This is a genomic window from Nocardia bovistercoris (genome assembly GCF_015674855.1).
In the GTDB taxonomy this organism is placed as follows: domain Bacteria; phylum Actinomycetota; class Actinomycetes; order Mycobacteriales; family Mycobacteriaceae; genus Nocardia; species Nocardia bovistercoris.
This window is the reverse complement of the sequence record NZ_JADMLG010000006.1, coordinates 124,579-149,969: the sequence shown is the minus strand read 5'-3', so window position 1 is coordinate 149,969 and position 25,391 is coordinate 124,579. Positions and strand designations below refer to the sequence as shown.

Below are 25,391 nucleotides of genomic sequence, written 5' to 3'. Positions count from 1 at the left end.
GTGATCGATGAGTGCGCGCAACCTGGTGATCGGCGCGAGCGGGTTCCTCGGCTCGCACGTCACCCGCACGCTGGCCGCGCGCGGCGAACCCGTGCGCGCGCTGGTCCGCGCGACGAGTTCGCGCCGCGCGCTCGCCGACCTCGACGCCGAGATCGTGGTCGGCGACATCGATGACCCGGACTCGTTGCGCGCGGCGATGCGCGATATCGACACCGTGTACTACTGCGTGGTCGACGCCCGCCCGTGGCTGCGCGACCCGGCCCCGCTGTTCCGCACGAACGTCACCGGCCTGCGCACGGTGCTCGACGTGGCGGTGGCGGCCGGACTCCGGCGTTTCGTGTTCACCAGTTCGATCGCGACGCTGCCGATCGGCGCGGACCTGGTCGACGAGGAATCCGGCGCGCACAACTGGCTGCGCCGCGGCGGCGCGTACGTGCGCTCGCGGGTGGCGGCCGAGGACCTGGTGCTGGAGTACGCGCGCGAGCGCGGGCTGCCCGCGGTGGCGATGTGCGTCGCCAACACCTACGGTTCGGGCGACTTCCTGCCGACGCCGCACGGCGGATTCGTGGCGGCGGCCGCGCGCGGCAAGATGCCCTTCTACATCGGTGGCGTCGGCGCCGAGGTGGTCGGCATCCGCGACGCCGCCGAGGCGCTGATCCTCGCGGGCGAGCGCGGCGAGGTCGGGCAGCGCTACATCGTCTCCGCCGGTTTCCGTCGGACTCGTGAACTGCTCGATTTCGCCGCATCGGTCACCGGAGCGCCGCCCCCGCGGTACGGCGTTCCGCGCGCGGCGCTGCCGGTGGCGGGCGCGATCGGCGAACTCGTCGCCCGCCTGACCCGCAAGGACGTCCGCGTCACCCGGACCACGATGCGCCTGATGCACATCATGACACCGCTGGACAACGCCAAGGCGGTCCGCGAACTCGGCTGGACGCCGCGCCCGATCGAGGACGCGATCACCGAGGCGGCGATATTCTTCACCTCCCGCCGTCGGCGCGCGGAAAGCCCTGCGGGCGATACGTAGCGGCAGCGCGATCGGAGTGGATCCGCGGCGCCTGGAAACGTGGGCGTGCGCCGCGGTGGCCGACCTGATGACGGCGCGCTTTCGTCTTCCTCGTGAATTCGGTGCGCGTTCGGCCTTTCGGCACGGACCTTTCCGTCGACCGGTAGCGGTTCTCGTCGCTTGTTCGGTAAATGGCGTGCCGATATTCGGCGTTCGCGAAAGTACGGGCAGGCTCGGGAACGACAACATACACTCGTACATCCATTTGTCTAATGTGGACTCGGAAAACCAAAAGCTATTCTCGCTCGATGTCTATTAGCTATCAATCGGTAGCATCGTGCTCGCCGCGTATGGGCTGATCCGGGCAGATTGCGCAGGTTGTCAATCATCTCTATTGCTCCGCACTTGTGACCGTGCTAACGTCCAGACACCTGTCTGAACGTATGTATATATCGAATGCGAGGAATATCTCGTGACTACTCATCGCAGTGCGCGAACAGCGCTTTCCGGAGTCGGCCTGCGCCTATTCCTGCCCGTACTCGCGGCCGCCTTGGCCGTGAGCGGCTGCGCCGGATCCGATGACGGCGAGACGTCGAGCATTCAATACGGGACCACCACCGAATTGCCGTCCAAGCCCGCCTCCGGCACTCCGATCAAGATCGGATTCGTGAGTTCCGAGGGCGGCGCGCTCGGCCAGTTACCCGACGCGCGCGTGGCCGCCGAAGCCGCGACGAAGTACGTGAACGAGAACCTCGGCGGCATCGCGGGCAGACCCATCGATCTGGTCGTCTGTAAGCAGAAGGAAGAGCCGGCCAGCGCGCGCGAATGCGGCAACCAGCTCGTGGCCGCGGGCGTGGTCGCGGTCGTCGCGCCCGCGAACAGCCAAGGCGACGCGATCGTGCCGGTGGTGTCCGGCGCCGGCGTCCCGTACGTGACCACGGTCGGCCCAAGCGGCGCCGAGATGACCTCGCCGAACTCGTTCGTGCTGTCCGGCGGGCTGCCCGCCACCTTCGCCGCCGCGGCCAAATACTCGGGTACGAAGGGCTACAAGCGGGTGGTGATGCTGGTCAACGACGCGGGATCGGTGGTGTCGGCCATCAAGATGCTCGCCGACCCGTCGTTCCGGGGCGCGGGCGTCGCGCTCGACCTGGTCGGTATCCCGGTGGGAACGCCCGATATGACCCCGCAGGTCAGCGCCGCGCTGGCGCAGAACCCGGACGCGGTGTTCATGGTCGGTGAGGGCGGACTGTGCACCTCGGTGCTGCGCGCGCTCGAGACCCTGAACGCGAAGGTGGACAAGCTCTCGGTCTCGACCTGCGTCGGCCAGGATGTCGCGGAGGCGACCGGTCCCGCCGCGGTGGAGGGCACCCACGTGTTCTCCTCGGCCGAGATGGTCTCCGAGCATCCCGACACCGTGCTGTTCCGCACCGTGATGGCCAAGTACGCGCCGCAGACCGACATCTACGGATTCGCCTTCTCCGGCTACCAGCCGCTGCTGGGCCTGGTGCGGGCCATCCAGAACGTGCAGGGCGAGTACACGGCCGCGTCGGTGCTCGAGGCGGTGAAATCGGCGCGCGATGTTCCGGTGCCGCTCAGCATGGGCCTCACCTACACCTGCGACGGGAAGCAGGTCTTCGTGCTGACCTCGGTGTGCGGACGCGGAGCCATCGTCACCACGGTGCGTGAGGGCAAGTCGACCGATCCGCAGGTCATCCAGTAGCGACGATCGAGAAAACGGCATATGGACGACCACATCGCATTTCTGGCCCTCGGCCTCGGTAACGGCGCGGTCTACGCGGCACTCGGCATCGCCCTCGTGATGACCTTCCGTTCCTCGGGAGTCGTGAACTTCGGCACCGGCGCGATCGCGCTCTACATCGCCTACACCTTCGCCTACCTGCGCAAAGGTGAACTGCTGGTACCGATTCCCGGACTGCCGAAGACGGTGTCGCTTGGCGGGCCGCTCGGTGTCGGGCCCGCCATGGCGATCTCGCTGGTGATCGCCGCGGTATTCGGCGCGCTGCTGTACGCGGTGGTGTTCCGTCCGCTGCGGCACGCCTCGGCGGTGGCCAAAGCCGTTGCCTCGCTCGGTGTGATGCTGGTCGTGCAGGATGTGCTCGCGCAGCGGGTCGGGACGAAGCCGGTGTCGCTCAAGCCGATATTCGCGAGCGGCACCGTCTCCCTCGGCGATGCGAACATCCCGGTCGACCGGCTCATCCTGGCCGGGGTGATCGTGGCGATCGCGCTGGCGCTCGGCGCGGTCTATCGCTTCACTCGTTTCGGGTTGGCGACCCGCGCGGCGGCCGAGACCGAGCGCGGCGCGGTGTTGAGCGGATTGTCGCCGGACCGGATCGCGCTGGGCAACTGGGCGATCGCGACCATGGTCGCGGGCGTGAGCGGCATCCTGATCGCGCCCATCGTGCCGTTGGTGCCGCTGGCCTACACGTTGTTCATCGTGCCCGCGCTCGCGGTGGCCTTCGCCGGCAACTTCAGCTCGCTGACGGTCACCGTGCTGGCCGGGTTGGCGGTCGGCGCGTTGCAGGGTGAGGTCACCAATCTGCAGGTGAGTGTCGACTGGTTCCCGAAAACCGGGATGAGCGAACTGATTCCGCTGGTGTTGGTGCTCGGGGTGCTGCTGTTGCGCGGCACCACGCTGCCCACCCGCGGCGCGGTGGTGTATCGGTCGCTGGGCCGTTCGCCGCGTCCGCGCATGATCGGTGTCGCGGCCTTGGCGTGGGGTGTGGTCGGGGTGGTCGCGATCCTGGTGACCTCCGGGAATGTGCGCGCGGCGCTGATCGTCAGTTTCATTCTCGCGGTGATCGCGTTGTCGCAGGTGGTGGTCACCGGCTTCGCGGGACAGGTGTCGTTGGCGCAGTTGACCTTGGCCGGGGTGTCGGCGTTCCTGCTCAGCAGATTCGGCGCCGATCTGGGGTTGCCGTTCCCGCTCGCCCCGTTCGCGGCGGCGGCGGTGACGGCGGTGATCGGTGTGGTGTTCGGTCTGCCCGCGTTGCGCACGCGCAGTCTGCCGCTGATGGTCGCCACCCTCACTCTCGCGGTGTTCTTGGACGCGTTCTGGTTCCAGAACAGCAAGTACAACGGCGGACTCACCGGGTCGCCGATCGAGTCGCCGACGTTGTTCGGCGTGGATCTGGGAATCGGTGTTGGACAGACCTATCCGCGTGTCGCCTTCGCGCTGGTCTGCCTGGTGGTGCTGGTCGCGGTGGCGGTGGGCGTCGCATTACTGCGGCGCGGCAGGCTCGGCGCGGCGATGCTCGCGGTGCGCGCCAACGAGCGGGCCGCTGCGGCGGCAGGCGTGAACGTGCAGCGAACCAAGTTGGTGGCGTTCGGGATCGGGGCCTTCGTCGCCGGACTCGGCGGCGCCCTGCTCGGCTACCAGCAGACCTTGGCGTCCGCGCCGACCTATTCGGTGTTCGCGGGCCTCGGCCTGTTCGCCGTGGTCTACGTCGCGGGCATCACCTCGGTGACCGGCGCGGTCCTGGCCGGGCTGCTCGGCGCGGGTGGATTCGTGTTCACCGTCCTGAACGACACCTTCGACATGGGCGCCTACTACGCCTCGATCAGCGGGTTGCTGCTCATCGCGACACTGATCTGGTACCCCGACGGCCTCGCGGGCCGCTTCCACGACCTCGCCGCGCGTATCCCGGTGCGCGAGTGGACCGGACCGAAGCGGCCCGCGCGCGCGGCGGCATCGCCCGATGTCGCGGGTGCCGCGGGCGCGGCTGTGGTGTCGTCTGGTGCCGCTGGTGCGGTGGCGGGTTCGCACGGTGTCGCGGGTGCGGTGGCAGTGTCGCCCGGTGCGGCGGTAGGTTCGCCCGATGTCGCGGGCGAGGCCGCATCGCCTCATGGCGTCGGCGTGTCGGGCGCGGCTGCGGTGTCGCCCGATGTCGCGGGCCCAGCGGCGGGTTCGCCCCATGTAGCGGGCCACGCGGTGGTCTCGCCGCATGTCGCGCACGCGCGGACTCCCGCCACCGAGCACGTGCTGACCGCGGACCGGGTGAGCGTGCGCTACGGCGGCGTCGTCGCTGTGGACGAGGTGTCACTGTCGGTGCGTCCCGGCGAGATCCTCGGCCTGATCGGTCCGAACGGCGCGGGCAAGACCACCCTGATCGACGCGCTGTCCGGATTCGCCACGGCCACCGGCTCGGTCGCGTTGGACGGCGCCAGGCTCGGCCATCTCCCCCCGGACCGCCGCAGCCGTAGCGGTCTCGGGCGCTCGTTCCAGGGCATCGAGCTCTACGACGACCTCACCGTGCGCGAGAACGTCGCGGTCGGTCTCGCCGCGGCGGGCGACCGCGACGAGGACACCGTGCTGTCGGGAGTGTTCGACCTGCTCGACCTGACGGCGGTCGCGGACCGGCCCGTGCAGACCCTGTCGCAGGGACAGCGGCAGCTGGTCGGCGTGGCGCGGGTGCTGGCGGGCGTGCCGATGGTCGCGCTGCTCGACGAACCCGCGGCCGGCCTCGACACCGAGGAAAGCCGTTGGCTCGGTACGCAATTGCGTGCGGTGCGAGACGCGGGCACCGCGCTGGTGCTGGTCGACCACGACATGGAACTGGTGTGGAACATCTGCGACCGCGTCGTCGTCCTGGACCTCGGCAAGGTCGTGGCCGAGGGCACCCCCGTCGAGGTCCGCGCCGACCCGCGCGTCATCGAGGCATATCTGGGACGACCGACCACGGAGGCGATCTCGTGAGCACCCTGACCTGCCGCGGCGTGTCCGCGGGCCACACTCCCGGCCGCCCCTGTGTCCGTGATGTCGACATCGATATCGCGGCGGGGGAGGTGGTGGCGCTGCTCGGACCCAACGGCGCGGGCAAGACCACCCTGCTCACCGCGCTCGCGGGCCTGCTGCCGCACCGAACGGGACAGGTCCACCTCGGCGGCGACCCGCTGCCCGCCGCCCGCGCCCGCCGCGCCGCCAAACGCGGACTCGTGCTCGTCCCCGACGACCGCGCCCTGTTCTGCGGGCTCACCACCGAACAGAACCTCACCCTGGTCGCCCGCCGCAAGGCCGACATCGCGCGGATACTCGATTACTTCCCCGCGCTACGCACCCGCCTGACCGTGAAGGCCGGGCAACTCTCCGGCGGCGAACAGCAGATGCTCGCCATCGGACGCGCCCTGGTCACCCGACCTCGGGCACTGCTCATCGACGAACTCTCGATGGGTTTGGCCCCCGCCGTCGCCCGCGCCATCCTGCCGACCATCAAGCAGGTCGCGGTCCAGGAGGAGATCGCCGTGCTGCTGGTGGAGCAACACATCGAACTGGCCCTGTCGGCCGCGGACCGCGCGATGGTCCTCGTACACGGACGCATCGCCCTCAGCAGCCCCGCCGAGGAACTGCGCGCCGACCCGAGCCGGATCGAGAACGCCTATCTGGGTGGACATTCCGAGGAAGGCGCCGCCTGATCCGCGCTCATCGGTCGACCCGAAGCCCGAGCGCGGGTACCAGCACGCGGTGCGGGTTCCCGCACGACGCCCGCCGGGGTGCCGTCGTCCGCCCGCGCTCGTCGAGTCGGCAGGCCGAGTGCGGGCTCCGGTAGGTGGTGCTGGGCTCATCGGTCGGTCGGCAGGCCGAGCGCGGGTACCAGCACGCGGTGCAGGTACCCGCGCAGCGCTTCGGGGGAGCGGGTGATGTCGCTGTCGAGGGTCAGCAGCGACAGCTCGAAACGCAGGTAGGTCTCGGTCATCTCGTCCAGGTAGGGCGCGCGTTCGGGCAGGTAGTCGATGAGCGGCCGCAGGAATTCCCGCGCCTGCGCGATCACCGGCGGGGTGAGCACCCGGCTGCGGGTGCCGGGATCGCCGAGCACCGAAAGCATGGGGGAGATGGCCGGATTGCGCCGGAACTCCTCGACGGCTCCCATACACAGGTCGACCACGAATCCGGCGGCGGTCTCGTTGCCGCGCGCTCGGGCGAGGATACGCGTGCTCGCCTCGGTGGCCGCGCGTTCGATCGCCGCGTCGACGATCTCCTCCCGGCTCGCGAAATGGTTGTAGACGGTCTGGCGCGAGACGCCCGCCTCACGGGAGATCGCCGCGATGGACGTCCGCTCGAGGCCGAGTCGAACCAGGCAGCGGGAGGCGGCGTCGATGATCTCCGAGCGCGGATGTTCGGGGGCGCGGGTGCCGTGCCACGGTACCGCGCGGGTACGGATCGGTCGCTGCACCACCCTTCGCCTCCCTCGACATGTCCGCGGCGCGGTCGGCTGTCGCGGACCGGCGTCAACCGAAACTAGCCCACGTCCGAGCCCGACGCCGAATGCGACTCGGTCGCGGTGGGCGCCGTCACCCGGTAGTGCGGGGTGAGCGCACGGCGCGTCCGGTTGCGGTAGTCGCGCATGGAACCCGGCCAGTTGTGGATGTCGTTGCCGTGCTCGTCGCGGTACCAGTTGTCGCACCCCGCCCAGATGGTTTTCGGCTCCCTGGCGCGGATCTCGCCGAGGAAGGCGTCGTATGCCTCGGTGGTGACCTCGACGGTGGTTCCCGGGCTTTCGGCGATCCGCTCGACGGCGCGCACGATGTGCTCGGCCTGCGTCTCGATCATCGAAACGATCGAGCCAGCACCGAGATTGGTGTTCGGTCCCCAGATCAGGAACATATTCGGAAAGTTCGGCACCGCGAGCCCGAGGTAGGCGGCCGCGCGCTCGGACCACTGCTCGCGCAGGGTCTTTCCGTCGCGCCCGCCGATTTCGATACTGCTCAGGAACTCGCTGGTCTCGAAGCCCGTCGCGAAGACGATGACGTCCACTTCGTGTGTCCCGGTCGCGGTGGCGACACCCTTCGGAGTGATCGCGGTGATCGGCTCGGTGACCAGATCCACGTCGGGACGGTTCAGCGTCGCGTAATAGTCGCTGGACAGCAGTATTCGTTTGCAGCCGATGGCGTAGTCGGGGGTCAGCGCCGCCCGCAGCGCCGGATCGGAAACCCGTTTCCGCAACTGCCTGCCGTGCACCCGCCGCAACAGCGCCATGGCGCCGGGGAATCGCCAGAACGCGTAGTTGAAGAATTCGAAGTATCCCCAGATCGCACCTCGCGCGAACTTTCTCGCGAACCCGAACCGCCGGTAGAACCGGTGCGTGCGCTCGGTGTAAGGGGCATCGAGTTTGTACATGACATACGGTGCGGTGCGCTGGAATACGGTCAGCTTGCCGACGGTGTCGGCGATGGCGGGTATCGTCTGGATCGCGCTCGACCCGGTGCCGATCACCGCCACCGACTTGCCGCGCAGGTCGACGTCGTGATTCCACCGGGCGGTGTGGAAGACATCGCCCGCGAAGTCCGCCCGCCCCGGCAGCGGGGGATAGACCGGCACGCACAGGTGTCCGAGCGCCGGGATCAGCACGTCGGCGCGTTCCACGCTGCCGTCGCCGAGGGTGAGCGCCCACTCGCCGCCGTCCCAATCCGCCCGCGTCACTTCGGTATCGGTGCGAATGCGGTGTCGCAGGCCCGCGCGGTCCGCGCAGCGTCCGAGGTATCGCTGGATCTCCGGTCCGTGCGCGAACCGGTACGACCAGTCGACGTCCTGGTCGAAGGAGTAGCTGTAGAGGTGCGACGGCGCGTCGCAGGCCGCGCCGGGATAGGTGTTGGCCTGCCAGGTGCCGCCGACATCGGGAGCGCGGTCGTAGACGGTCAGGTTCCGGTATCCGCGCTCGTCCAGTTTCATGGCGGCGCACAAGCCCCCGAATCCGGCGCCGATGACGGCGATGCGTATGTCGCGGTGCGCGTTGTCGGCGTCCATGCCTGCCCCGTTCCCTCGGTATGGACATGATTGACACTACATGTCTCATCTGTCAACCTCGAGAAGTTCGTCGCAGTGGCGTGGGTCACTGTGGGATGCTCGGCCCGTCGGGGGCTCATCGAGAGGCAATGGAGAGTCGATGGGATTCTGGAAGCAGGACGTGCCCGCCATCGACTTCGAGGAATGGAACAAGGGCACCAGGGCCGAGAAGATCGAGCCGATGGCGCGGCACTGGGCCGAGGTCGGGTTCGGCGCGCCCGTCGCGCTGCACCTGTTCTACGTCGTGAAGATCGGGCTCTATGTCCTCGGCGCCTGGCTGGTCGCCGCGACCACCGCCGATATCGGCGGATTCACCGATATCGCGGGATGGTACGACGAGCCCATCGTCTTCGAGAAGATCGTGCTGTACACGATGCTGTTCGAGGTGATCGGCCTCGGCTGCGGATTCGGCCCGCTCAACAATCGCTTCCTCCCGCCCATGGGCTCGATCCTGTACTGGCTGCGCCCCGGCACCATCCGACTGCCACCGTGGCCGAACCGCGTTCCGCTCACCGCGGGCACCGCGCGCACACCGGTCGACGCGCTGCTCTACGCCGCGCTGCTGATCGTGCTCGCCGTCGCGATCTGCTCCGACGGCACCGGGCCGATGCCCGCGCTCGGCACCGCGGCGGGCGTCCTGCCGACCTGGCAGATCTGGGGTGTGCTCGGCCTGCTCGCGGTGCTCGGCCTGCGCGACAAGGTCGTGTTCCTGGCCGCGCGCGGCGAAGTCTACGGCGCGCTCACCGTCGCGTTCCTGTTCGCCGGATACGGCGTGGACATGATCATCGCCGCGAAACTGGTGTGCGTGGTGATCTGGATGGGCGCGGCGACCTCCAAACTCACCAAGCACTTCCCGTTCGTCATCTCGACCATGATGAGCAACAACCCGGTCCTGCGATCGCGGTCGGTGAAACGGAAATTCTTCGAGCGCTTCCCCGACGATCTGCGCCCCGGCAGGCGATCACGGGTGATCGCGCACCTGTCCACCGCCGTCGAGGGGCTGGTGCCGTTGGTCCTGCTCTGCACCCACGGCGGCCTGCCGACGGCGATCGCGGCCGCGGCGATGATCTGCTTCCACTTCGCGATCCTGTCCTCGATCCCGATGGGCGTGCCGCTGGAATGGAACGTGTTCATGATCTTCGCGGTGGTGTCGCTGTTCCTCGGCCACCCGCGGGTCGGGCCGACCGATCTCGACACGCCGCTGCCGATCCTGTTGTTCGCGGTGTCGGCGGGAGTCGTGGTGGCAGGCAACCTGTTTCCGCGCAAGGTGTCGTTCCTGCCTGGTATGCGCTACTACGCCGGGAACTGGGACACCTCGCTGTGGTGCCTGACGGAGTCGGCGAACGAGAAGATCGCGAACGGGATCGTCGCCATCGCGAGCATGCCCGCCGCGCAGTTGGAACGGTTCTACGGAAGTAAGGAAGCCGCGCAGATCCCGATGTTCATGGGATACGCGTTCCGCGCCTTCAACACCCACGGCCGCGCGCTGTTCACCCTCGCGCACCGCGCCATGGCCGGACACGACGAGGACCAGTACACGCTCACCGACGGCGAACGCATCGTGAGCACCGCCCTCGGATGGAATTTCGGCGACGGTCACATGAGCGACGAACAGCTGGTCGCCGCGCTGCAGCAGCGTTGCGGTTTCGAACCGGGAGAGGTGCGCGTCGTCGTGCTCGACGCGCAACCGATCCATCGCGGGCGTCAGCGGTATCGTCTCGTCGACGCCGCCACCGGCGAGTTCGAACACGGATACGTCGAGGTCGCCGACATGGTGACCCGGCAGCCGTGGGACGACATGCTGCCGGTGCACGTCGGCGACTGAGCGCTCAGTCGCGTTTCGACGTTCCTGGCCGGAAACCGCGATTGGCGATGCCGACGGTCACGACGGTGCCGATCGACCCGTGCTTGTCGAACAGCGCGACCGAACCCGTGGCGACGCCCGCCTCGCTGTGCTGGGTCAGGCCCGCCATGCCGAGCGACGGCCCTTCGGGCAGGCGGGCGAGGGTCACCGTGTAGTCGGCGTTGATGAAATGCAGTCCGGTGGAGCCGTAGTTCGCCACGGCGCTCGCGGAGTCGGCGACCATGATCGCGCGGGTGAGCGGCGTCAGTTTCTCGCCGCTGATCAGCGGGGTCAGATAGGTCAACCAGATGAACTTCTGGCTCGCGTTCTCCCAGACCCGCAGGTCGGCGCCGGGATCGTCGAGGTTGTCGGCGCTGTAGATGAAGCCGTGACTTGCCGAGCCTGGCGGCGGAGTTGACGGCACCTCCGGCAGCGGCGGCATCGTCACCGGCGCGGTCCAGATCTCGTTGGCGGATTGCTCGCCGCGCCGCAGGTAGACCGCGCGGGCATGGGCGACGACCTTGTCACCCTGGACCATCTCGGCGTCGACGAGCCGGATGCGCGAACCGTCGCGCAGCACGGTGGTGCGCACCGTGACCGGCTCGAGCGCGGCGCGGCCCGACAGGTCGACGGTCACCCGCGTCGGATGCAGGTCGTCGTCGTTGACGCCGCGCTCGATCACCGAGGCCAGCAGGCCGCCCACGTACTGACCGCTCATGAAATCGCCCCAGGGGCCGCGGGCGAGCTGGGTCGGCACATACGTGTCGCCGTCCGCCACGAATACGCCGTGCGGAGATTCGCTCATTCCTCGTCCTCCGTGAGTCCGTGTGTCGACCGTTGTGTGCTCGGGTCGAACCCTTCCGGACACTTCTGTCCGCTGTAACACGTCTCATTGTGCCTGTGACAGTTCACGGGAACGCGCGGCGGGGTGGTGTGGCTCGGACGGACGACGCAGCCGGGTGCGCCACCCGGTGTCGATCGCTCGAAAGACGTTGTCACCAGGCAGGACCGGCGCGGGCCCGGGATCTGCCCGCGCGGAAAGCGCGGACCCGGCGGGCCCGCGCTTTCGGGTGTGGAGGGATCAGGCGATCGGTCCGCGTAGCGGATGGGCGCGGAAGAAGTCCCAGATGATTTGGGTCGCGCTGATCGAGCTCGCGACCTTGCCGACCAGCGGTGTCGGCACCGTGCTCGTGTCCCCGCCCGGCCAGGTGTGGCCGCCGCCGTCGATGGTGTACAGCTCGACCGAGGCGTCGGCGCCGCACGCGAAGACCGTGCGGGTCACGTCACCGGTGACCGGTCCGGTCGCCGGTGCGCCGCCGCATCCGTTGCGGGCGGCCCACATCGCGGCCTGCTCCGGGATGCCGACGGGCTTGGGCAGCAGGTCGGTGTCGGGGTCGGCGGCATGCTGCTGCGCGGCGGTGCGGGCGGAGCCGTCGGTGGCGGGCAGCGCCTCTCCGACCGGTCCCATGCCGCCGGTATAGGCGAGGAAGGTGTCCGCGGTGCCGTGGAACGCGACGACGGGAACCGGCCTGGTCGGCCTGCACCACGAGAAGTCCTGAAGGCCCGCGACCGGCGCGACGGCGGCGAAGCGATCCGAGAGTTGGCAGGCCACCGACGAGGTCGTGAACGCGCCCATGGACAGCCCGGTCATGTAGACGCGCCGCCGGTCGACGCACAGGGTCTGCTCGACATGGGTCAACAGGGCCGACAGGTAGGCGATATCGCGCCCGCCGTCGCTGAAGTCCCACCTCGGCAATCCGTCGTACACCTCGGGGGTGACGGTCACGAATCCGTTGCGCATGCCGAAGTCGCCGACCCCGCTCCATTGCCGCTGCATGAGCGCGGGTTGCAGGTAGCCGTGCACGTCGAATACGACCGGCAGCGGGGTACCGGGAGCCGACGGCGGCACGTCGAGGATGAAACTGCCGGTGCGCCCCGCGGCCTCGAAGAGGTTGATCGACTGGCCGGGCCCGGTGGTCGACGTGCCGCAGCCGCGCGAGGGCACCGGTTCGGTCGCCGAGGCGGGTTCGGCCGCGGCGGTGGGGGACAGAACCGCGGTGGGGGACAGCACAGCCGCGGCGGCGACAGCGGCGGCAAGCATGGCGATCGTCCGCGCTCGGCGGCGGGCGTTGCGCGGCGGCGCGGGCACGTTGTCCGAGGCGCCTGGCGCGGCGGTGGGGTCATCGTGTCTGTGCATGGAACACCTTCTCCGATAGGTCCCGTCGTCATCGGTGGCGACGGAGACAGCACTGGCGGTCCCGACGCGCGAATACCGTTCACGTGCCGTCGGTTCCGCGATTTCGCCGGTCGGCTACTCCGCTCCGAAGCGGCGCAGCGCGGCGGCAACGCCGAGCACCTGATCGGTGACCCGGTGCGGGTCGGGCGGCTCATCGCCGTCGATCAGCCACTGGCTGAACACGGCGAACATGCCGCCGACCAGGAATGTGGTCATGACGTCCGCGCCACTCAGGTCGAGTCCCGGCGCGAGCGGACGGTCGAGACCCGCCTGCCACGCCGCCACGGTATTGATCACCGCCTGTTTGACGGCATAGGCGCAGGAGCCGGTGGCCAAGGCGCGGTAGTACGCACGGTGCCGGGCCAGATGTTCGGCGCCGACCAAGGCCATGGCATGCGGACCGCCGTCCGCGCACCGCGACAGTTCCGGGAACAGCTCCCGTTCCATGAGGTCGACCCCGGCGGCCACGAACAGCGAATCCCGGTCCTCGAACTGGGAATACACCGCTTGACGACTCATATCCGCCGCTTCGGCGAGTTCGGTGATCGACACCGAAGTACTGCCCCGCTCCGACACCAGACGCACGGCCGCCGCGAACAACGCCGCACGCGACCGGCGCACCCGCCGATCCTGACGGACCGGCTTCGGCTGGGAAGCAGTGGACATGCACCGAATATAGACACTCGGCATCTAACTGACAACTGTAAAATAAATGCCGACTGTCAGAAACTGGGTGCACACCGCCTCGGATGTCTTCTACTGATCGGTCGAACAGGGTTGTTGTCTGCGGTGCGGTCCGCCTGTCCGACCAGGGCGAACCCCCGACGAACTCCGCGTCTACTTGCGTTGGCCTACCCCCTGCCGTTCGGGCCCAGGGTCGCCGCTCCGGGCCACCCGGCCGCGGCGGGCAGGCCGTCGATACGACGCGGCCGGGATCGAGGCGAGATTACGGTGGGGCCGTGAGCTCTCTTCGGCACTTCTTCCGGGCGATGTATGTCGTCGTCGCGGTCCTGCTCGCGGTGGCGCTGTTCGTCCCGCAGGTCCGGATGTATCGGCAGGAGCAGTCACACACCGAGATCGTCGCCCAATTGCGTTTTCTCCGTGAACGTTTGGATTCCGGACTCGGGGGCGAAATGCAGAGCATGTTCCCCGAGGGGTACGTCTTCTCGCATGTCCTCTACGGATTGGCGTGGACGGATGTGGCGCGCGAACAAGCGAACTACCGCGACCAAGCGGTGCGGGAGGCGCGCTGGGCTTTGCAGCGTCTGGATTCTCCTTCGGGGCGTGCGGTTTTCGATGCGCGGTCACGTCCGGCGTACGGAGTCTTCTATGTGGGATGGTCCAGCCGACTGCGCGGAGCGGTGATCGAACTCGCGGGCGCGGGCGCGCCGGAGACAGAAAGGTTCACCGCCGACTGCGAAGCGCTCGCGGCGGCGTTCGACGCCGACGGCCCGTTCCTCGCGGCCTATCCGGGGCAGGCTTGGCCGGTCGACAATGTCGTGGCGGTGGCGGCGTTGCGAATACACGATCGGGTGATCGGGTCGCGATTCGAATCGGTGGTCGCCCGATGGCTCACCGCCGCGAAGGCTTCCCTCGACCCCGACACCGGACTCATGCCGCACTCCGTCACCCCCGTTCGCGAGGGCGCGCGCGGTTCCTCGCAGGCGATCATCCAACGATTCCTGCCCGAGATCGACACCGCTTGGGCGAATCAGCAATACGACACGTTCCGCCGAGAATTCATCGATACCCCACTCGGTCTGCCCGGCGTGCGAGAGTATCCGCGCGGCCGAGACGGCGCGGGTGACGTGGATTCCGGCCCGCTCGTCCTCGGCATCAGCGTATCGGCGACGGTGGTCACCCTCGGCGCGGCCCGCGCGCACGGCGACGAACCCCTCGCGAACTCGCTCACCGGCCTGGGAGAAAGTCTCGGCGTGCCGATCACGCTCGGCGACTCCAAACGGTACGCCCTCGGCGCGCTCCCCATCGGCGACGCGTTCCTCGCCTGGTCCTTCGCCGAACCCAGACCCGATGCGGAAACGGCGTTCGCCCCGGTGGTCGGATGGTGGTGGCGGCTTCCGTGGCACGCCATCGCGCTCGCCTTCCTCGCACTGCTCTGGTTCCCGATCGCTCGCGAACTGCGCCCCCGATCGCCACGGTCCGCCGCGCCGCCTGCCGCCTGAAACCTTCGAGTTCCCTCCGGGCCGCTGCGGAAATCGACCAACGCGATATCGCCATTCTCTACGAATGAGAACTATGCTCTCATTCGGTCGGAATCTCCGATCTCGACCAGCCGCTACCCGCGCGCCACGCTGAACACGCCTCTACACCGGAACGATTCACGACAGGAGCCCCCGATGGCGGAGCGCCGTTACCTACATCTGAACCTGGTGGCCAACGACCTCAACCTGCACCAGGGCGCCTATAAATACGAACGCGCGCAGGGGATTCCCGAACGCAGCACATTCGAACGCCTGCTCGAGTACGGCAAGTTCGGCGACGAGGGCCTGTTCACCGCGCTGTTCGTCGGCGACATCCCGGGCTTGCAGGGATCCCCGGCCTTCGACGGCGGCCCCGCCGAGCCCATCACCGCGCTGACCGCGATCTCCCAGCACACGAAATACGTCGGCCTGATCGCGACGGCGTCGACAACCTTCTACGACCCGTACAACCTGGCCCGCCTGCTCGCCTCGCTCGACCAGGCATCCGACGGTCGCGCCGGGTACAACGCGGTCACCTCCGTGGTCGACCGGTTCGCGCTGAACTACAGCCTGGAACACCATCTGGATCGCGAGGCGCGCTATCAGCGGGCCGACGAATTCCTCCAGGTCCTGCGGGCGCTGTGGGACAACCGGGAACTGCGCCGCGATCCCGACGGCCACACCCGGTTCTACGCCGAACCGATCGAACACCGTGGCGAGCGGTTCCAGGTCGCGGGCGCGCTCAATATCGCGCCGAGCAGGCAGGGCCGACCCCTCATCGCGCAGGCGGGCGGTTCGGGACCCGGCATCGCGGTCGCCGCCAAATACGCCGAGATGGTGTTCACCAACTCCTCCACCCGCGAAAGCGCCGCCGCCTACCGCGAGACGCTGGACAAGGCCCTGCTCGAACAAGGCCGAGCCCCCGGCTCCGTCCCGCCCATCCCCGGCCTCATCCCCTTCCTCGGCCGGACCGCGAAGGAGGCCGAGGAGAAACTGCGGGAACTGGACAGTCATGTCGACTGGGCGCCCCTCGCACCGTACGCGATGGGGCAGTTCGGCCTCGAAGTCCCACTCGGCGACCTCGACGAACCGTTCCCCACCCACCTGCTGCCGCGCCCGGAGGACGTCGAGAAGACGATCAAGAGCACCTTCGGCAACTACGTCGGCCTCTACAACTGGATCAGGGAGCGCCCAGGAGTCACCGTGCGCGAGGTGGTCGCCCAAGCCGTCGGCCGCGGCGGCGCCACGCACCGCAAGTTCGTCGGCAGCTACGACGACCTCGTCGCCGACTTCGCGGCCTGGCACGAGGACGGCAATGTCGGCGGCTTCAACCTGATGTTCTCGGCGGGCGCGGCCGACATCCGGGAATTCATCGATGAAGTCGTCCCCCGCCTGGTCGACCACGGCATCTACCGCGCGACCCCCGCCGACCGCCCACTGCGCGAACGCTTCTGAACGCACCGGCTCCCCGCCTCGGCACACACCGAGGCGGGGACCCGACTTCGCGCCGTCCGAATCACCGTCGCGCCCGCATCGCCGTCGTGAACTCGCGGTATCCGCGATCCACCTCGACGACAACCGAACTCACACCGTCATCGGGCGACCGACGGGCGGAATGCGCAGTTGCTTCCCGCGGCCGCCTTCGTCGAATACCCGGGCGAGGTCGTCGAGGGTCTCGCTGAAATGCGCCCACCCCTCGGCGTGGACGGGGACGATGACCGCGTCGTCGAGCAACCGCGCCACCTCGAGTGCGGCACGGGCGTTGAGCGTCACGTCCTCCGGGAATCGCTCGACATTGGCGGCTCCGACATGCAAGACCGCGATATCGATGCGACCGACGCGTTCGGCGATCCGCGCGACCACGGGCACCGAGGCATTGTCCCCGGAGACGTACACCGTCGGATGGTCGGGCGCCGTCAGCACGAATCCGGTGACGATTCCGGTGAACGGCTCGCACCCCGGCGGGCCGTGCAGCGCGGGCGCCGCCGTCACCCGAGCGGCGCCGATCGTCACCGCCTCCCAATTCTCCAGTCCCCGAACCCCGTCGATGCGTTCGGCCGCGCCCGGAGTGGACAGCACCGTCGGCACGTTCGCGAGGAACGCGCGCCCGGAGTGGTCGAGATTGTCGGCGTGCTCGTCGTGGGAGAGCAGCACCACGTCCACCGGCCCCACCTCGTCGGGGCCCAGCGCGGGACCGGTGAGTTTGCGCAGGGTCACCGGTCCCGGATATTCGCCCGGCTCGTCGAAGGTGGGATCGGTCAGCCAGGTCGAGTCGGCATAGCGCAGCCGCAGGGTTGGGCCGCCGATATGCAGTACTTCCACGGCGGTGCGGGTTGTCGTTTCGGTCATGTCTGCGATCGTGCTCGCCGGTCACCGCGGGCGACAGCGGCCCGAGGGTCGCTTATCGCTAAGATCGGGCCATGCGCACGGTGGCGGTTCTGGCCTACGACGGAGTGAGTCCGTTCCACCTGTCGGTGCCGACCCTGGTGTTCGGCCGCACCGGAACGGGAACCGCGTCGCCGTATCGGGTGACGGTGTGCGCCGAGCGGCCCGCCACCCTGACCACCTCGGCGGGGTTCGACATCGCGGTCGAGCACGGTCTCGAAGCGTTCGAGACGGCCGAGACCGTGGTGATCCCGAGCTGGCTGCCCGGTCACGACCCTTCGCCCGAGCTGTGCGCGGCCCTGATCGCGGCACACGCGCGCGGGGCCAGAATCGTCGGACTCTGCCTGGGCGCGTGGGCGATCGCCGCCACCGGATTGGTCGACGGACGTGAGATCACCACGCACTGGCGCTGCGCCGAGGCTTTGGCCTCGGCCTATCCCGATGTGCGGGTGCGCGCCGACACCCTGTGGTCGGATCTGGGCGATGTGATCACCTCGGCGGGGGTCGCCGCCGCGCTCGACTGCTGTCTGCATCTGGTCCGGGTCGACCTCGGCAGTCGAGAGGCCACCGAGCTGGCCCGCGAACTGGTGACCGCGCCGCACCGCAGCGGCTCCCAGGCCCAGTACATCCCCGTCGCCGTGCCCGAGATCGCCGATCAGGACCCGATCGAACGCGCGATGGTATGGGCCAGAACCGATCTCGGCGCCGCCATCGACCTGGACAGCTGGTCGAGGATCGCATCGATGTCACGACGGACCTTCACCCGGCGCTTCCGCGAGCGCACCGGCGACAGCCCACAGCGCTGGCTGCTGCGGCAACGCACCGACCGCGCCCGCCTGTTGCTCGAATCCACCGACGACACCGTCGAGCGGATCGCCGTCGACGCGGGTTTCCACACCGCGGTGAGCCTGCGTCACCACTTCCAGCGTCAACTCGGCACCAGTCCCGCCGCGCACCGGGCCTTGTTCCGCGGCGCGAATCGCACGGAATGAGGAGCGCGCTCCCGTGTGATCTGCGCGTTCGGTGAGACGTAACACACCCGCGCCGGATCGCGATGTCCGTCGAAGAGCCGTCTCTGCGCCCTTTGTCGGTCGTGGCGATGTCACGGATGGTGGATCACGCCCGATCCGGTCGTCACGACCGGTGGCGTCGGCGTGCCGAATTGTGCTGCTCGACAATGGATCGGCGGCCCGAGTGTGCTCTGTGCAAAGATCACGCCGCGCGATACCGCACCGGTGTCCGCCGTGGGTATTCTGCGCTCGTGGCTGTGACAAGTGTTGCAGCACAGCTGAACCAGTCGACCCGATGGATCGCTCGCGCCAACGCCGGTATCCGACGAGCCCGCGGTGGCCGACTCGAAGACGATCCGGTGGCACTGACGTCGCGGATCGCTCCGTGACCCGAATTCGGAGGCCCGTCATGCGGATCCCGCACGCCCTCGCCGCGCTCGTGAGCGCGATCACCCTGTCCGGTGTCCTCACCGTGACCGGGATCGCTCCCGCGGGCGCGGCGCCGATCGAGGACGGGGTCGCTCCGGCGGGCGCGGCGCCGACCGAGGAGGTGCCGCTGGCCGACGCGCCGATCACCGACGCCGCGGGTCTGTGCGTCGGCGCCGCCCCCACCTTCGACGACGTCGCGACGGCCGCCGCCACCGCGATCCGCGCCATCGTCCCCGCCGACCGCGTCACAGATTACGACGGCCAGGTCGACCGATTCCGGGTCTCGATGTCGACGATGCGCGTGCATCGAGACGCATTGCCGGTCGACCCGGGCACCGTCAACGAGAACACCGCGTCCCTGGACGACCCGATCGTCACATACCTGGTGAACGGACTCGACGCCGTGCACACCGGCCGCATCGACCAGACGATGTCGATCTCCCGCCTGACGGTCAACGACGTCATCGAGGTTCTCGTCCTCGCCACCGGCGTCGTGAAGATTCCGGCCCAACTCGCGGCCAGTATGGTGCCGATGGTCGGATTCGTGCTGAAACCGGTGGTGAGCGAATTGTTCACCGGCGTCAAAGCGCTCGCGCGCACCGTGCAGGGCAACCTCGTCGACCGGTGCGCGTCACCGAACGCCTACCGCCCGCTCGAGGTGGATCAGGTCACCGTGGAACCGGTCGAGGTGCCCGCCGCGATTCGTCAGCTGGCGTCGAATGTGGTGCGCGGGTACGGCTCGTGCACGCCGGTCGCGAATTTGACCACCGGCAACCTGCTGCAACGCACCACCGATTTCCTCGATCGCCCCGAATTGCCGATCAATCGTGTCGCCCTGCGGGCGAGCGCCGATTCCATGCAGAGCTTCCTGCGGGAGAATCGGGTGATGGCCCGTCGCACCCAGGATTCGGGCGGCCCGGCCGATCTGATCGGCTACGGCCCGCTCGCCTTCGCGAGCAGCCTCGGATTCGGAATTCACCAGACCGCGGGCGCGGGCACCGTGCCGCTGGCCGAGATGCCGGTCGCCGACGCCATGGAACTGGCGACCTTCACCCTCGACGCGGCGAATATGTTGCTCTCCGCCGGTGCGGGTGTCGCCGAATTCGTCGGTGTGGACGCCCCGCTCTCGATCGCGCAGACCCTGATGTTCGCGCCCGTCACCTACGGCATGCCGATTGTGAAGGGCGTCATTCAATCCATGTGCGCGAAGTGAGCTGATTCGCACCGCCGACCTCGCCGCGTGCAGCGAATACTCGCTCGAGCGGCGAGGTCGATCACCGCATTCCGATCGACCTCGCCCGCCGCACGGCGCTCGACTACGTCTCCGCCACCGTGAATTCACAGACACGGTGGCGGAGATTTCTTTCGACCCCGCCCGCCCACCCTTCGGGATTCAGGCGGCGTGCGTTTCGCGGTAGTCGCGGATGAGATCCGGCGACAGCGGTCCGCGGCTCTTCACTTCCAGCCCTTGCTCCTGCGCCCACTGGCGAATGGCGGCGCGCTCGGCGGCGGTGGGCTTGGCATCGTCGACGCCGGACACCTCGACGTCCGCCTCGCTCGTCGCCACCTCGTCCTCGAACGCCTCGTCCTCGTCCTCGTCGGGGCTCTCGTGATATGCCCGGATGACGGCGTCCGGAATCCGGCCGCGGGGGCCGACGTCGAATCCGTTGTCCCGCGCCCATTCCCGAATCGCGGCGCGGTCCTCGGCGGTGGTCTCGACCGTCGCCGTTTCGGCGGCGGGCTTGGTCTGCCGGGTGCGACGACCGACGACGTTGACCTGTGACGCTTTTTCGATCCAGGGCGCCAGTGTGGCCTGGAGTTCCTCGGCGCTGGCTGCCGAGAGATCCAGACAGTATTCGCGCCCGTTGAATGTGAAGCTGGTGATTTGTTTCGGGGCGATATCGGTGGTATCGACAATCTCGCCCGTCCAGTCGTCTTTGGTGACGACCACGGTAGTCTTGGCCATGCGCGCAGGCTAGCACCCAATTCCCCAGGCTAACAACCTGTCCGGTTCATTCTGTCCGGTAGTTCATATTCTCGGCACTCGAGTGGTAACACCATTCGACTCGACCACCCCATTCGAGGCCACTCCGGCCCATCGATGCATTCCTGGCACACGGACCTCGATTGGCCCGACTCCCGATCGGAAACACGCTCCCGTGTTCGCCTCGCTCGGAATGTTCCGGCGATCACGCGCCGGTCAGCGGGAGGTCACCGGATTCCACTGGCCCGGATGGGGTTTCACGTCGGCACGGTCGTGACCACGTGAGTGGGCGATTACCGAGCGGTAGTAGTCTCGGCGCGGCGAACGGTCGGTGCGGCGGTCCGAACTCGGAAGGGGATGTCCATATGGGAAGCGGCGTAGGAATGCGTCCCGCCCGGGTCCGGACGCTGATCGATCATCCCGATACCGGAGCGAACGAGCGTGCGACGGCGCGGCGGACGCTCGATCGGATCCGGTCCGAGTCCGGTTCCCGATATCGGCCTGCCATGGGGGATGCTGCACGGTGCGTCGATTCCTGTCGACCACGATAATTTCGGAAGACCGGGACCGCCTACTGTCACCGCTATCGCAGGGAGCAAGCAACATGAGTGTGTCCGAGTTTCTCTACAACCTGGTTGTCGTCACCCATCTACTCGGTATGGCGGCGGTGGTCGGTGGATACGTGGCCGGGCAGCCGAAGGTATCGGAGTTGATGGTGTGGGGTGCGCGGGCCCAGATCATCAGTGGGTTGGTGTTGGCGGGTATGGCCTCGGCCATCGATTCCCTCGGGAAGGATCCCGACAACGCGAAGCTGGCGGTGAAGTTGGTCATCGCGGTGCTCGTGGCGGCTTTCGCGGAGATGGGGCGCGCGGATGCCAAGCGGGGCAAGGATATTCCGTGGATGACGCATGCGGCGGGCGGGGCCGCGATCGTGAACGTACTCGTCGCGGTGCTCTGGACCTGACCGCGGGGGAGCCGCCTGCCGGTGCGAGATTCGTTGGCAGGTGACGGTGGGGGAGTGGGGACCGTTCGCAAATGGATACGGCAGTGGGAGCGCAGCACGCCCTGGTCGGATCGCCGCCTGATCGAGTGGTGACCTTCGGGCGGTAACCACCCAGCGCGTCGGGTGACGCACAGCTGAGTGGTTCTAAAAATGTCGATACGTAGATATGCGCATCTAGCTATATACTCTACCTCCAACAAATCAAAGCAAAAACAAGCTTCGACGACCGGAGGCTATCCGGCCGCGGGGCGACGACGTTCGGGCCGCGCATGAGGTCAGCGGGTGTCGGCGGGAGTGACCACATGGTCTTTCGCTGGGTATTTTCCCGCCGACACCGTCCGCTGTGGACCGTCAATTCGTCACGCGTCCACCCGCGACGTCGATGACCAGGCCGGTCAGATAGGACGAGGCCGCCGAGGCCAGGAACACGGCGGTCTCGGCGACGTCGGTGGTGGTGCCGAGACGCCGCAGCGGATGTGACGCCTCGATCTGGGTTCTGACCTCGGCGGGCATGTTCGCCACGACCTTTTCGGTACTGGTCGAACTGGGCGCGATGGCGTTGACCCGGACACCGTGCGGGCCGATCTCGGTGGCCAGGTGCCGGGTCAGCATGACCACTCCGGCCTTGGCGACACCGTAGGCGAGGTTGGCGCGGCTGGGTTGCCGTCCGGCGGCCGAGGACATGGTGATGATGCTGCCGGACCCGCGCTCGACCATGCCGGGCAGGAAGGTGCGGATCGTCAGGAAGGCCGAGGTCAAGTCGGAGTCGAGCACTTCCCGCCAGCGCTGTTCGCTCAGCGCGGTGGACGATATCGGCGCGCCCTGCCCACCCGCGAACGCCGCGAGCACATCCACCGGGCCGTACCGGTCGTCGACGACGGCCGCGACCGCGGCGAGATCTTCGGCCGAGGTGGTGTCGGCGACCGCCGCGAACGCGCTACCGCCCGCCTCCCCGATTTCGGTGACCACAGCGTCGAGTGCGTTCTCATCGCGCCCGACCACGCACACCCGCACGCCCTGTGCCGCGAGCCCTTGCGCGGTCCGGGCGCCGATGCCCCGCGAACCGCCGGTGACGACAGCGACCTTGCCGGGAAGATCCGAATACGTTCCGAACACGAGGGTCCTCTTTCCGGGTTCGGATTTCAGCGGGTCGTTGTCGAGGTTCGTCGAGTCAGAACGATGACCGAGCCGACGAGCCACAGCAGTCCACCGAACCGGACCACCGGGATCAGCACCTGTGCCCCCGGCACCGCGAGCCCGATCGCGGCCACCGCGCCCGCTACCGCGATGACCAGGCCGAGCGCGGCCAGCCAGCGCGGCAGCAGTCGACCGAGCAACGCCGGAATCGCGATGCCCGCGACCAACAACCCGAAGGCCGTCGCGTAGGCCGGTCCTCCGAAGGCGAATCCGAGGTCGGCGATGACGCGGGCGACCGACGGGGCGGTATCGGTATCGAATTGCGCACTCACCCAGCCGAATACGGCACTCGATGTCAGCGCGCCCGCGGCGAGCAGGCCACCCGCGGGCGCGATCGCGGGCACGCGTCCGAGTCGCTCGCGCAACGGAATGTAGGCCAGCGCTCCGGTCACGGCCAGTGGCGCAGCAGCCAGCAGCATCAGGGCCGAACCGGCCTCGAGCAGGCCCGGATGCGCGAGGCCGTAGGCGAGTACCTCGGCGGGTGCGGCGTCGGGATGCGGCATCCCGGCATTGAGCGCCACGTAGGCGATGGAGAAGACGGTGAAGGCCAGGGTCGAGGCCAGCAGTGGTACGGCGGTGCGGGCGGTGATCGCGTGCTCGCTCATGCGAATTCCTTCGAAGATGAGATGATTACCCGCAAATAATGAATCCGATCCATAATGATTGTCAACTGTATACGATTATCTTGTGGGTACGATGTCCACGTGGAGATGAACGGCACCGACGACGACCACCCCGAACCCGACGCGCATAGCAGGCCCGACGGCGCCGGATTCCTTCTGGCCCAAGTCGGCGCGCACGCCGCCGCGCACTTCGCCCGGGGCATAGCCGCGTTGGATCTCACACCCCCGCAAGCGGGTCTGCTCCGCATGTTGGCCGCGCGACCGGGACGCAGTCAGCGCGAACTCGCCGACGCCCTCGGCATGCCCCCCAGCCGATTCGTTCCTTTCGCCGACACCCTCGAACAGCGCGGACTCATCGAACGCCGCCGCAACCCCGACGACCGCCGACTGCACGCACTTCACCTGACCCCCGCCGGTCGCGCCCTACTCGGCGACCTGAGTGCCGCCGCCCGTGGGAACGAAGACGAACTCTGCCGCGCGCTGAGCGCCGACGAACGACGCCAGCTCACCGCCTTGCTCAGGCGGATAGCCGAGGACCAGGAACTGGCGCCCGGGATCCACCCCGACTTCAAGTCGGTCCGATGACATCGGAGCCGGCCGAGGACCGCCCCGGTCTTCGCCGAGTTCCACAGCGCCGGTGTCGGTTACGCCGATCCGACGCCCGCGGGTTCGGACAGCGTTCTTCGTCGGCCTCGGTGTGGAGGCCGAGCGGCAACCCACTCGGGGCGAGGCGTTAGACGTTGTCCGTTCGCGCGACGGCGACGATGTATCCCTTCGGATCCCGCCACACCGCGCCGGGATGCGCATCGAACCACTCGGTCACATCCGTCCGCAGATCCTCCAGAACCGCCGCACGGTCCGGATGATCGGCGGGCACCCCGTGGAAACCGAGCAGCGATTCGGCGAAGCGGATGAGCGGTGCGGCGCTTTCGAAGACGAGGGCGTTGTCGCTGCGGTGCACTTCGACGGAGTCGAAGACCTCGGCCATGAGCGCGGGCAGGGTGTCGGAATCGACCGAAGCGCGGAAGGAATGATCGGGCCGCACGCCGTAGGAGCTCGCGTGCGCGGCGACGAGTTCGGCGGTGCGGGGGCAGGTGTGCGGGTGGTTGACGACGATCGCGACGGCGCCGCCGGGTTTGGTGGTGCGCCGGAATTCGCCGAGCGCGGCCTGCGGGTCGGGCACGTGGTAGAGCATGTGGCGGGCGGTGAGCGCGTCGAAGGTGCCGTCCTCGAATGGCATTCGTTCGGCGTCGGCGAGCACGCCCGCTACGCCGGGCACGGTGCGCGCGGCCGCGACCATGGCGGGTGAGGTATCGACGCCGACGAGGGGTCCTCGGTGGCCCGCGGCGACGAGGTCGGCGAGGAATCGGGCGTCACCGCAGCCGATGTCGGCCAGAGCTTCCGCGCCGGTGAGCGCGAGGGCGTCGAGGACGTCCTCGGTGGGGTGGTGGTCGTTCTCCGAATACCGCCGGTGGGTGTCGATCCGCACGCGCAGGGGGGTGGGATCGAGGTATTCGGCGTCGAGTCGGGTGCTCATCGGTGGTCGTCCTTCGGTCCTGTGGCCGCGGTGACTTCCGGTCGTCGGCGATCGCGTGGTGCTGGTCCGGCGGTGAGCGTACCGCGCCGGATGTCGCGTTCGAGTGCTTTCGCGCGGTGATCTGTAGGGAATCGCTATAACC

General features: G+C 68.4%; 21 protein-coding genes. 11 read left to right on the top strand and 10 right to left on the bottom strand.

All coding sequences use genetic code 11. From position 1 onward, the window contains the following. Window positions 1-7: 7 nt before the first annotated feature. The 4 genes from IT779_RS16390 to IT779_RS16375 all read left to right on the top strand — a co-directional run bounded on the left by IT779_RS16390 (window position 8) and on the right by IT779_RS16375 (window position 6,433). On the top strand, window positions 8-1,024 hold the full coding sequence (locus tag IT779_RS16390) for an NAD-dependent epimerase/dehydratase family protein (protein ID WP_196150183.1): 1,017 nt from the start codon (window positions 8-10) through the stop codon (window positions 1,022-1,024). 451 nt (window positions 1,025-1,475) lie between these two features. Beyond that, a complete protein-coding gene (locus IT779_RS16385) occupies window positions 1,476-2,723 on the top strand; it encodes an ABC transporter substrate-binding protein (RefSeq protein WP_196150182.1) in 1,248 nt (415 codons plus the stop codon). A 21-nt stretch (window positions 2,724-2,744) separates the two neighbouring features. Continuing rightward, window positions 2,745-5,717, top strand: a complete 2,973-nt coding sequence (locus IT779_RS16380) for a branched-chain amino acid ABC transporter permease/ATP-binding protein (protein ID WP_232541809.1) — start codon at window positions 2,745-2,747, stop codon at window positions 5,715-5,717. Further along, the gene (locus IT779_RS16375) at window positions 5,714-6,433 is read left to right on the top strand and encodes an ABC transporter ATP-binding protein (RefSeq protein WP_196150181.1); all 720 of its coding nucleotides are present in this window, start codon (window positions 5,714-5,716) and stop codon (window positions 6,431-6,433) included. Before IT779_RS16380 ends, IT779_RS16375 begins: the two co-directional genes overlap by 4 nt. A gap of 146 nt (window positions 6,434-6,579) precedes the next feature. Here IT779_RS16375 and IT779_RS16370 read toward each other — a convergent pair whose 3' ends face one another. Together IT779_RS16370 and IT779_RS16365 are read right to left on the bottom strand one after the other, a co-directional pair. Continuing rightward, on the bottom strand, window positions 6,580-7,194 hold the full coding sequence (locus IT779_RS16370; RefSeq protein WP_196150180.1) for a TetR/AcrR family transcriptional regulator: 615 nt from the start codon (window positions 7,192-7,194) through the stop codon (window positions 6,580-6,582). A gap of 62 nt (window positions 7,195-7,256) precedes the next feature. Then, a complete protein-coding gene (locus IT779_RS16365) occupies window positions 7,257-8,762 on the bottom strand; it encodes a flavin-containing monooxygenase (protein ID WP_196150179.1) in 1,506 nt (501 codons plus the stop codon). Between the two features lie 139 nt (window positions 8,763-8,901). Here IT779_RS16365 and IT779_RS16360 point away from each other — a divergent pair, with 139 nt between their 5' ends. Further along, on the top strand, window positions 8,902-10,626 hold the full coding sequence (locus IT779_RS16360) for a DUF3556 domain-containing protein (protein ID WP_196150178.1): 1,725 nt from the start codon (window positions 8,902-8,904) through the stop codon (window positions 10,624-10,626). A 4-nt stretch (window positions 10,627-10,630) separates the two neighbouring features. Here IT779_RS16360 and IT779_RS16355 read toward each other — a convergent pair whose 3' ends face one another. The 3 genes from IT779_RS16355 to IT779_RS16345 all read right to left on the bottom strand — a co-directional run bounded on the left by IT779_RS16355 (window position 10,631) and on the right by IT779_RS16345 (window position 13,546). Beyond that, window positions 10,631-11,449, bottom strand: a complete 819-nt coding sequence (locus tag IT779_RS16355) for an acyl-CoA thioesterase domain-containing protein (RefSeq protein WP_196150177.1) — start codon at window positions 11,447-11,449, stop codon at window positions 10,631-10,633. Between the two features lie 276 nt (window positions 11,450-11,725). After that, window positions 11,726-12,841 carry an alpha/beta hydrolase family esterase gene (locus IT779_RS16350; RefSeq protein ID WP_196150176.1) on the bottom strand — a complete coding sequence of 372 codons (1,116 nt, stop codon included), beginning with the start codon at window positions 12,839-12,841 and terminating at the stop codon, window positions 11,726-11,728. Window positions 12,842-12,955: 114 nt separating this feature from the next. Next, a complete protein-coding gene (locus tag IT779_RS16345) occupies window positions 12,956-13,546 on the bottom strand; it encodes a TetR/AcrR family transcriptional regulator (protein ID WP_196150175.1) in 591 nt (196 codons plus the stop codon). A 293-nt stretch (window positions 13,547-13,839) separates the two neighbouring features. Between IT779_RS16345 and IT779_RS16340 the strand changes: the two genes are divergently transcribed. Then, window positions 13,840-15,063 (top strand): hypothetical protein, encoded by a 1,224-nt coding sequence (locus IT779_RS16340; protein ID WP_196150174.1) that lies wholly within the window; start codon window positions 13,840-13,842, stop codon window positions 15,061-15,063. Window positions 15,064-15,237: 174 nt separating this feature from the next. Beyond that, window positions 15,238-16,536, top strand: coding sequence for an NtaA/DmoA family FMN-dependent monooxygenase (locus tag IT779_RS16335; RefSeq protein WP_196150173.1), 1,299 nt, complete (start codon window positions 15,238-15,240; stop codon window positions 16,534-16,536). A gap of 129 nt (window positions 16,537-16,665) precedes the next feature. Here IT779_RS16335 and IT779_RS16330 read toward each other — a convergent pair whose 3' ends face one another. Further along, the gene (locus IT779_RS16330; protein ID WP_196150172.1) at window positions 16,666-17,430 is read right to left on the bottom strand and encodes an MBL fold metallo-hydrolase; all 765 of its coding nucleotides are present in this window, start codon (window positions 17,428-17,430) and stop codon (window positions 16,666-16,668) included. A 71-nt stretch (window positions 17,431-17,501) separates the two neighbouring features. Between IT779_RS16330 and IT779_RS16325 the strand changes: the two genes are divergently transcribed. Continuing rightward, a complete protein-coding gene (locus tag IT779_RS16325; RefSeq protein ID WP_196150171.1) occupies window positions 17,502-18,458 on the top strand; it encodes a GlxA family transcriptional regulator in 957 nt (318 codons plus the stop codon). A 427-nt stretch (window positions 18,459-18,885) separates the two neighbouring features. Next, window positions 18,886-20,118 carry a hypothetical protein gene (locus IT779_RS16320; RefSeq protein WP_196150170.1) on the top strand — a complete coding sequence of 411 codons (1,233 nt, stop codon included), beginning with the start codon at window positions 18,886-18,888 and terminating at the stop codon, window positions 20,116-20,118. A 180-nt stretch (window positions 20,119-20,298) separates the two neighbouring features. Here IT779_RS16320 and IT779_RS16315 read toward each other — a convergent pair whose 3' ends face one another. Next, window positions 20,299-20,871 carry a histone-like nucleoid-structuring protein Lsr2 gene (locus IT779_RS16315; RefSeq protein ID WP_196150169.1) on the bottom strand — a complete coding sequence of 191 codons (573 nt, stop codon included), beginning with the start codon at window positions 20,869-20,871 and terminating at the stop codon, window positions 20,299-20,301. Window positions 20,872-21,493: 622 nt separating this feature from the next. Between IT779_RS16315 and IT779_RS16310 the strand changes: the two genes are divergently transcribed. Next, the gene (locus tag IT779_RS16310; protein ID WP_196150168.1) at window positions 21,494-21,853 is read left to right on the top strand and encodes a hypothetical protein; all 360 of its coding nucleotides are present in this window, start codon (window positions 21,494-21,496) and stop codon (window positions 21,851-21,853) included. A gap of 390 nt (window positions 21,854-22,243) precedes the next feature. Here the strand turns inward: IT779_RS16310 and IT779_RS16305 are convergent, their stop codons facing one another. Further along, window positions 22,244-23,008: an SDR family NAD(P)-dependent oxidoreductase gene (locus IT779_RS16305; protein ID WP_196150167.1), complete on the bottom strand. Its 765-nt coding sequence runs from the start codon at window positions 23,006-23,008 to the stop codon at window positions 22,244-22,246. Between the two features lie 26 nt (window positions 23,009-23,034). Beyond that, on the bottom strand, window positions 23,035-23,694 hold the full coding sequence (locus tag IT779_RS16300) for a DUF4386 domain-containing protein (RefSeq protein ID WP_196150166.1): 660 nt from the start codon (window positions 23,692-23,694) through the stop codon (window positions 23,035-23,037). Between the two features lie 105 nt (window positions 23,695-23,799). Here IT779_RS16300 and IT779_RS16295 point away from each other — a divergent pair, with 105 nt between their 5' ends. After that, the gene (locus IT779_RS16295) at window positions 23,800-24,297 is read left to right on the top strand and encodes a MarR family winged helix-turn-helix transcriptional regulator (RefSeq protein WP_196150402.1); all 498 of its coding nucleotides are present in this window, start codon (window positions 23,800-23,802) and stop codon (window positions 24,295-24,297) included. 148 nt (window positions 24,298-24,445) lie between these two features. Here the strand turns inward: IT779_RS16295 and IT779_RS16290 are convergent, their stop codons facing one another. Further along, on the bottom strand, window positions 24,446-25,249 hold the full coding sequence (locus IT779_RS16290; protein ID WP_196150165.1) for a class I SAM-dependent methyltransferase: 804 nt from the start codon (window positions 25,247-25,249) through the stop codon (window positions 24,446-24,448). Between the last annotated feature and the right edge of the window lie 142 nt (window positions 25,250-25,391).

Bases quoted from the DNA above. Each gene is read 5' to 3' on its own strand.
- IT779_RS16335 (WP_196150173.1), top strand. From the start codon at position 15,238: ATGGCGGAGCGCCGTTACCTACATCTGAACCTGGTGGCCAACGACCTC.
- IT779_RS16390 (WP_196150183.1), top strand. From the start codon at position 8: ATGAGTGCGCGCAACCTGGTGATCGGCGCGAGCGGGTTCCTCGGCTCG.
- IT779_RS16330 (WP_196150172.1), bottom strand. From the start codon at position 17,430: ATGACCGAAACGACAACCCGCACCGCCGTGGAAGTACTGCATATCGGC.
- IT779_RS16290 (WP_196150165.1), bottom strand. From the start codon at position 25,249: ATGAGCACCCGACTCGACGCCGAATACCTCGATCCCACCCCCCTGCGC.
- IT779_RS16365 (WP_196150179.1), bottom strand. From the start codon at position 8,762: ATGGACGCCGACAACGCGCACCGCGACATACGCATCGCCGTCATCGGC.
- IT779_RS16350 (WP_196150176.1), bottom strand. From the start codon at position 12,841: ATGCACAGACACGATGACCCCACCGCCGCGCCAGGCGCCTCGGACAAC.
- IT779_RS16300 (WP_196150166.1), bottom strand. From the start codon at position 23,694: ATGAGCGAGCACGCGATCACCGCCCGCACCGCCGTACCACTGCTGGCC.
- IT779_RS16345 (WP_196150175.1), bottom strand. From the start codon at position 13,546: ATGTCCACTGCTTCCCAGCCGAAGCCGGTCCGTCAGGATCGGCGGGTG.
- IT779_RS16315 (WP_196150169.1), bottom strand. From the start codon at position 20,871: ATGGCCAAGACTACCGTGGTCGTCACCAAAGACGACTGGACGGGCGAG.
- IT779_RS16320 (WP_196150170.1), top strand. From the start codon at position 18,886: ATGCGGATCCCGCACGCCCTCGCCGCGCTCGTGAGCGCGATCACCCTG.
- IT779_RS16355 (WP_196150177.1), bottom strand. From the start codon at position 11,449: ATGAGCGAATCTCCGCACGGCGTATTCGTGGCGGACGGCGACACGTAT.
- IT779_RS16380 (WP_232541809.1), top strand. From the start codon at position 2,745: ATGGACGACCACATCGCATTTCTGGCCCTCGGCCTCGGTAACGGCGCG.
- IT779_RS16295 (WP_196150402.1), top strand. From the start codon at position 23,800: ATGAACGGCACCGACGACGACCACCCCGAACCCGACGCGCATAGCAGG.
- IT779_RS16310 (WP_196150168.1), top strand. From the start codon at position 21,494: ATGAGTGTGTCCGAGTTTCTCTACAACCTGGTTGTCGTCACCCATCTA.
- IT779_RS16360 (WP_196150178.1), top strand. From the start codon at position 8,902: ATGGGATTCTGGAAGCAGGACGTGCCCGCCATCGACTTCGAGGAATGG.
- IT779_RS16325 (WP_196150171.1), top strand. From the start codon at position 17,502: ATGCGCACGGTGGCGGTTCTGGCCTACGACGGAGTGAGTCCGTTCCAC.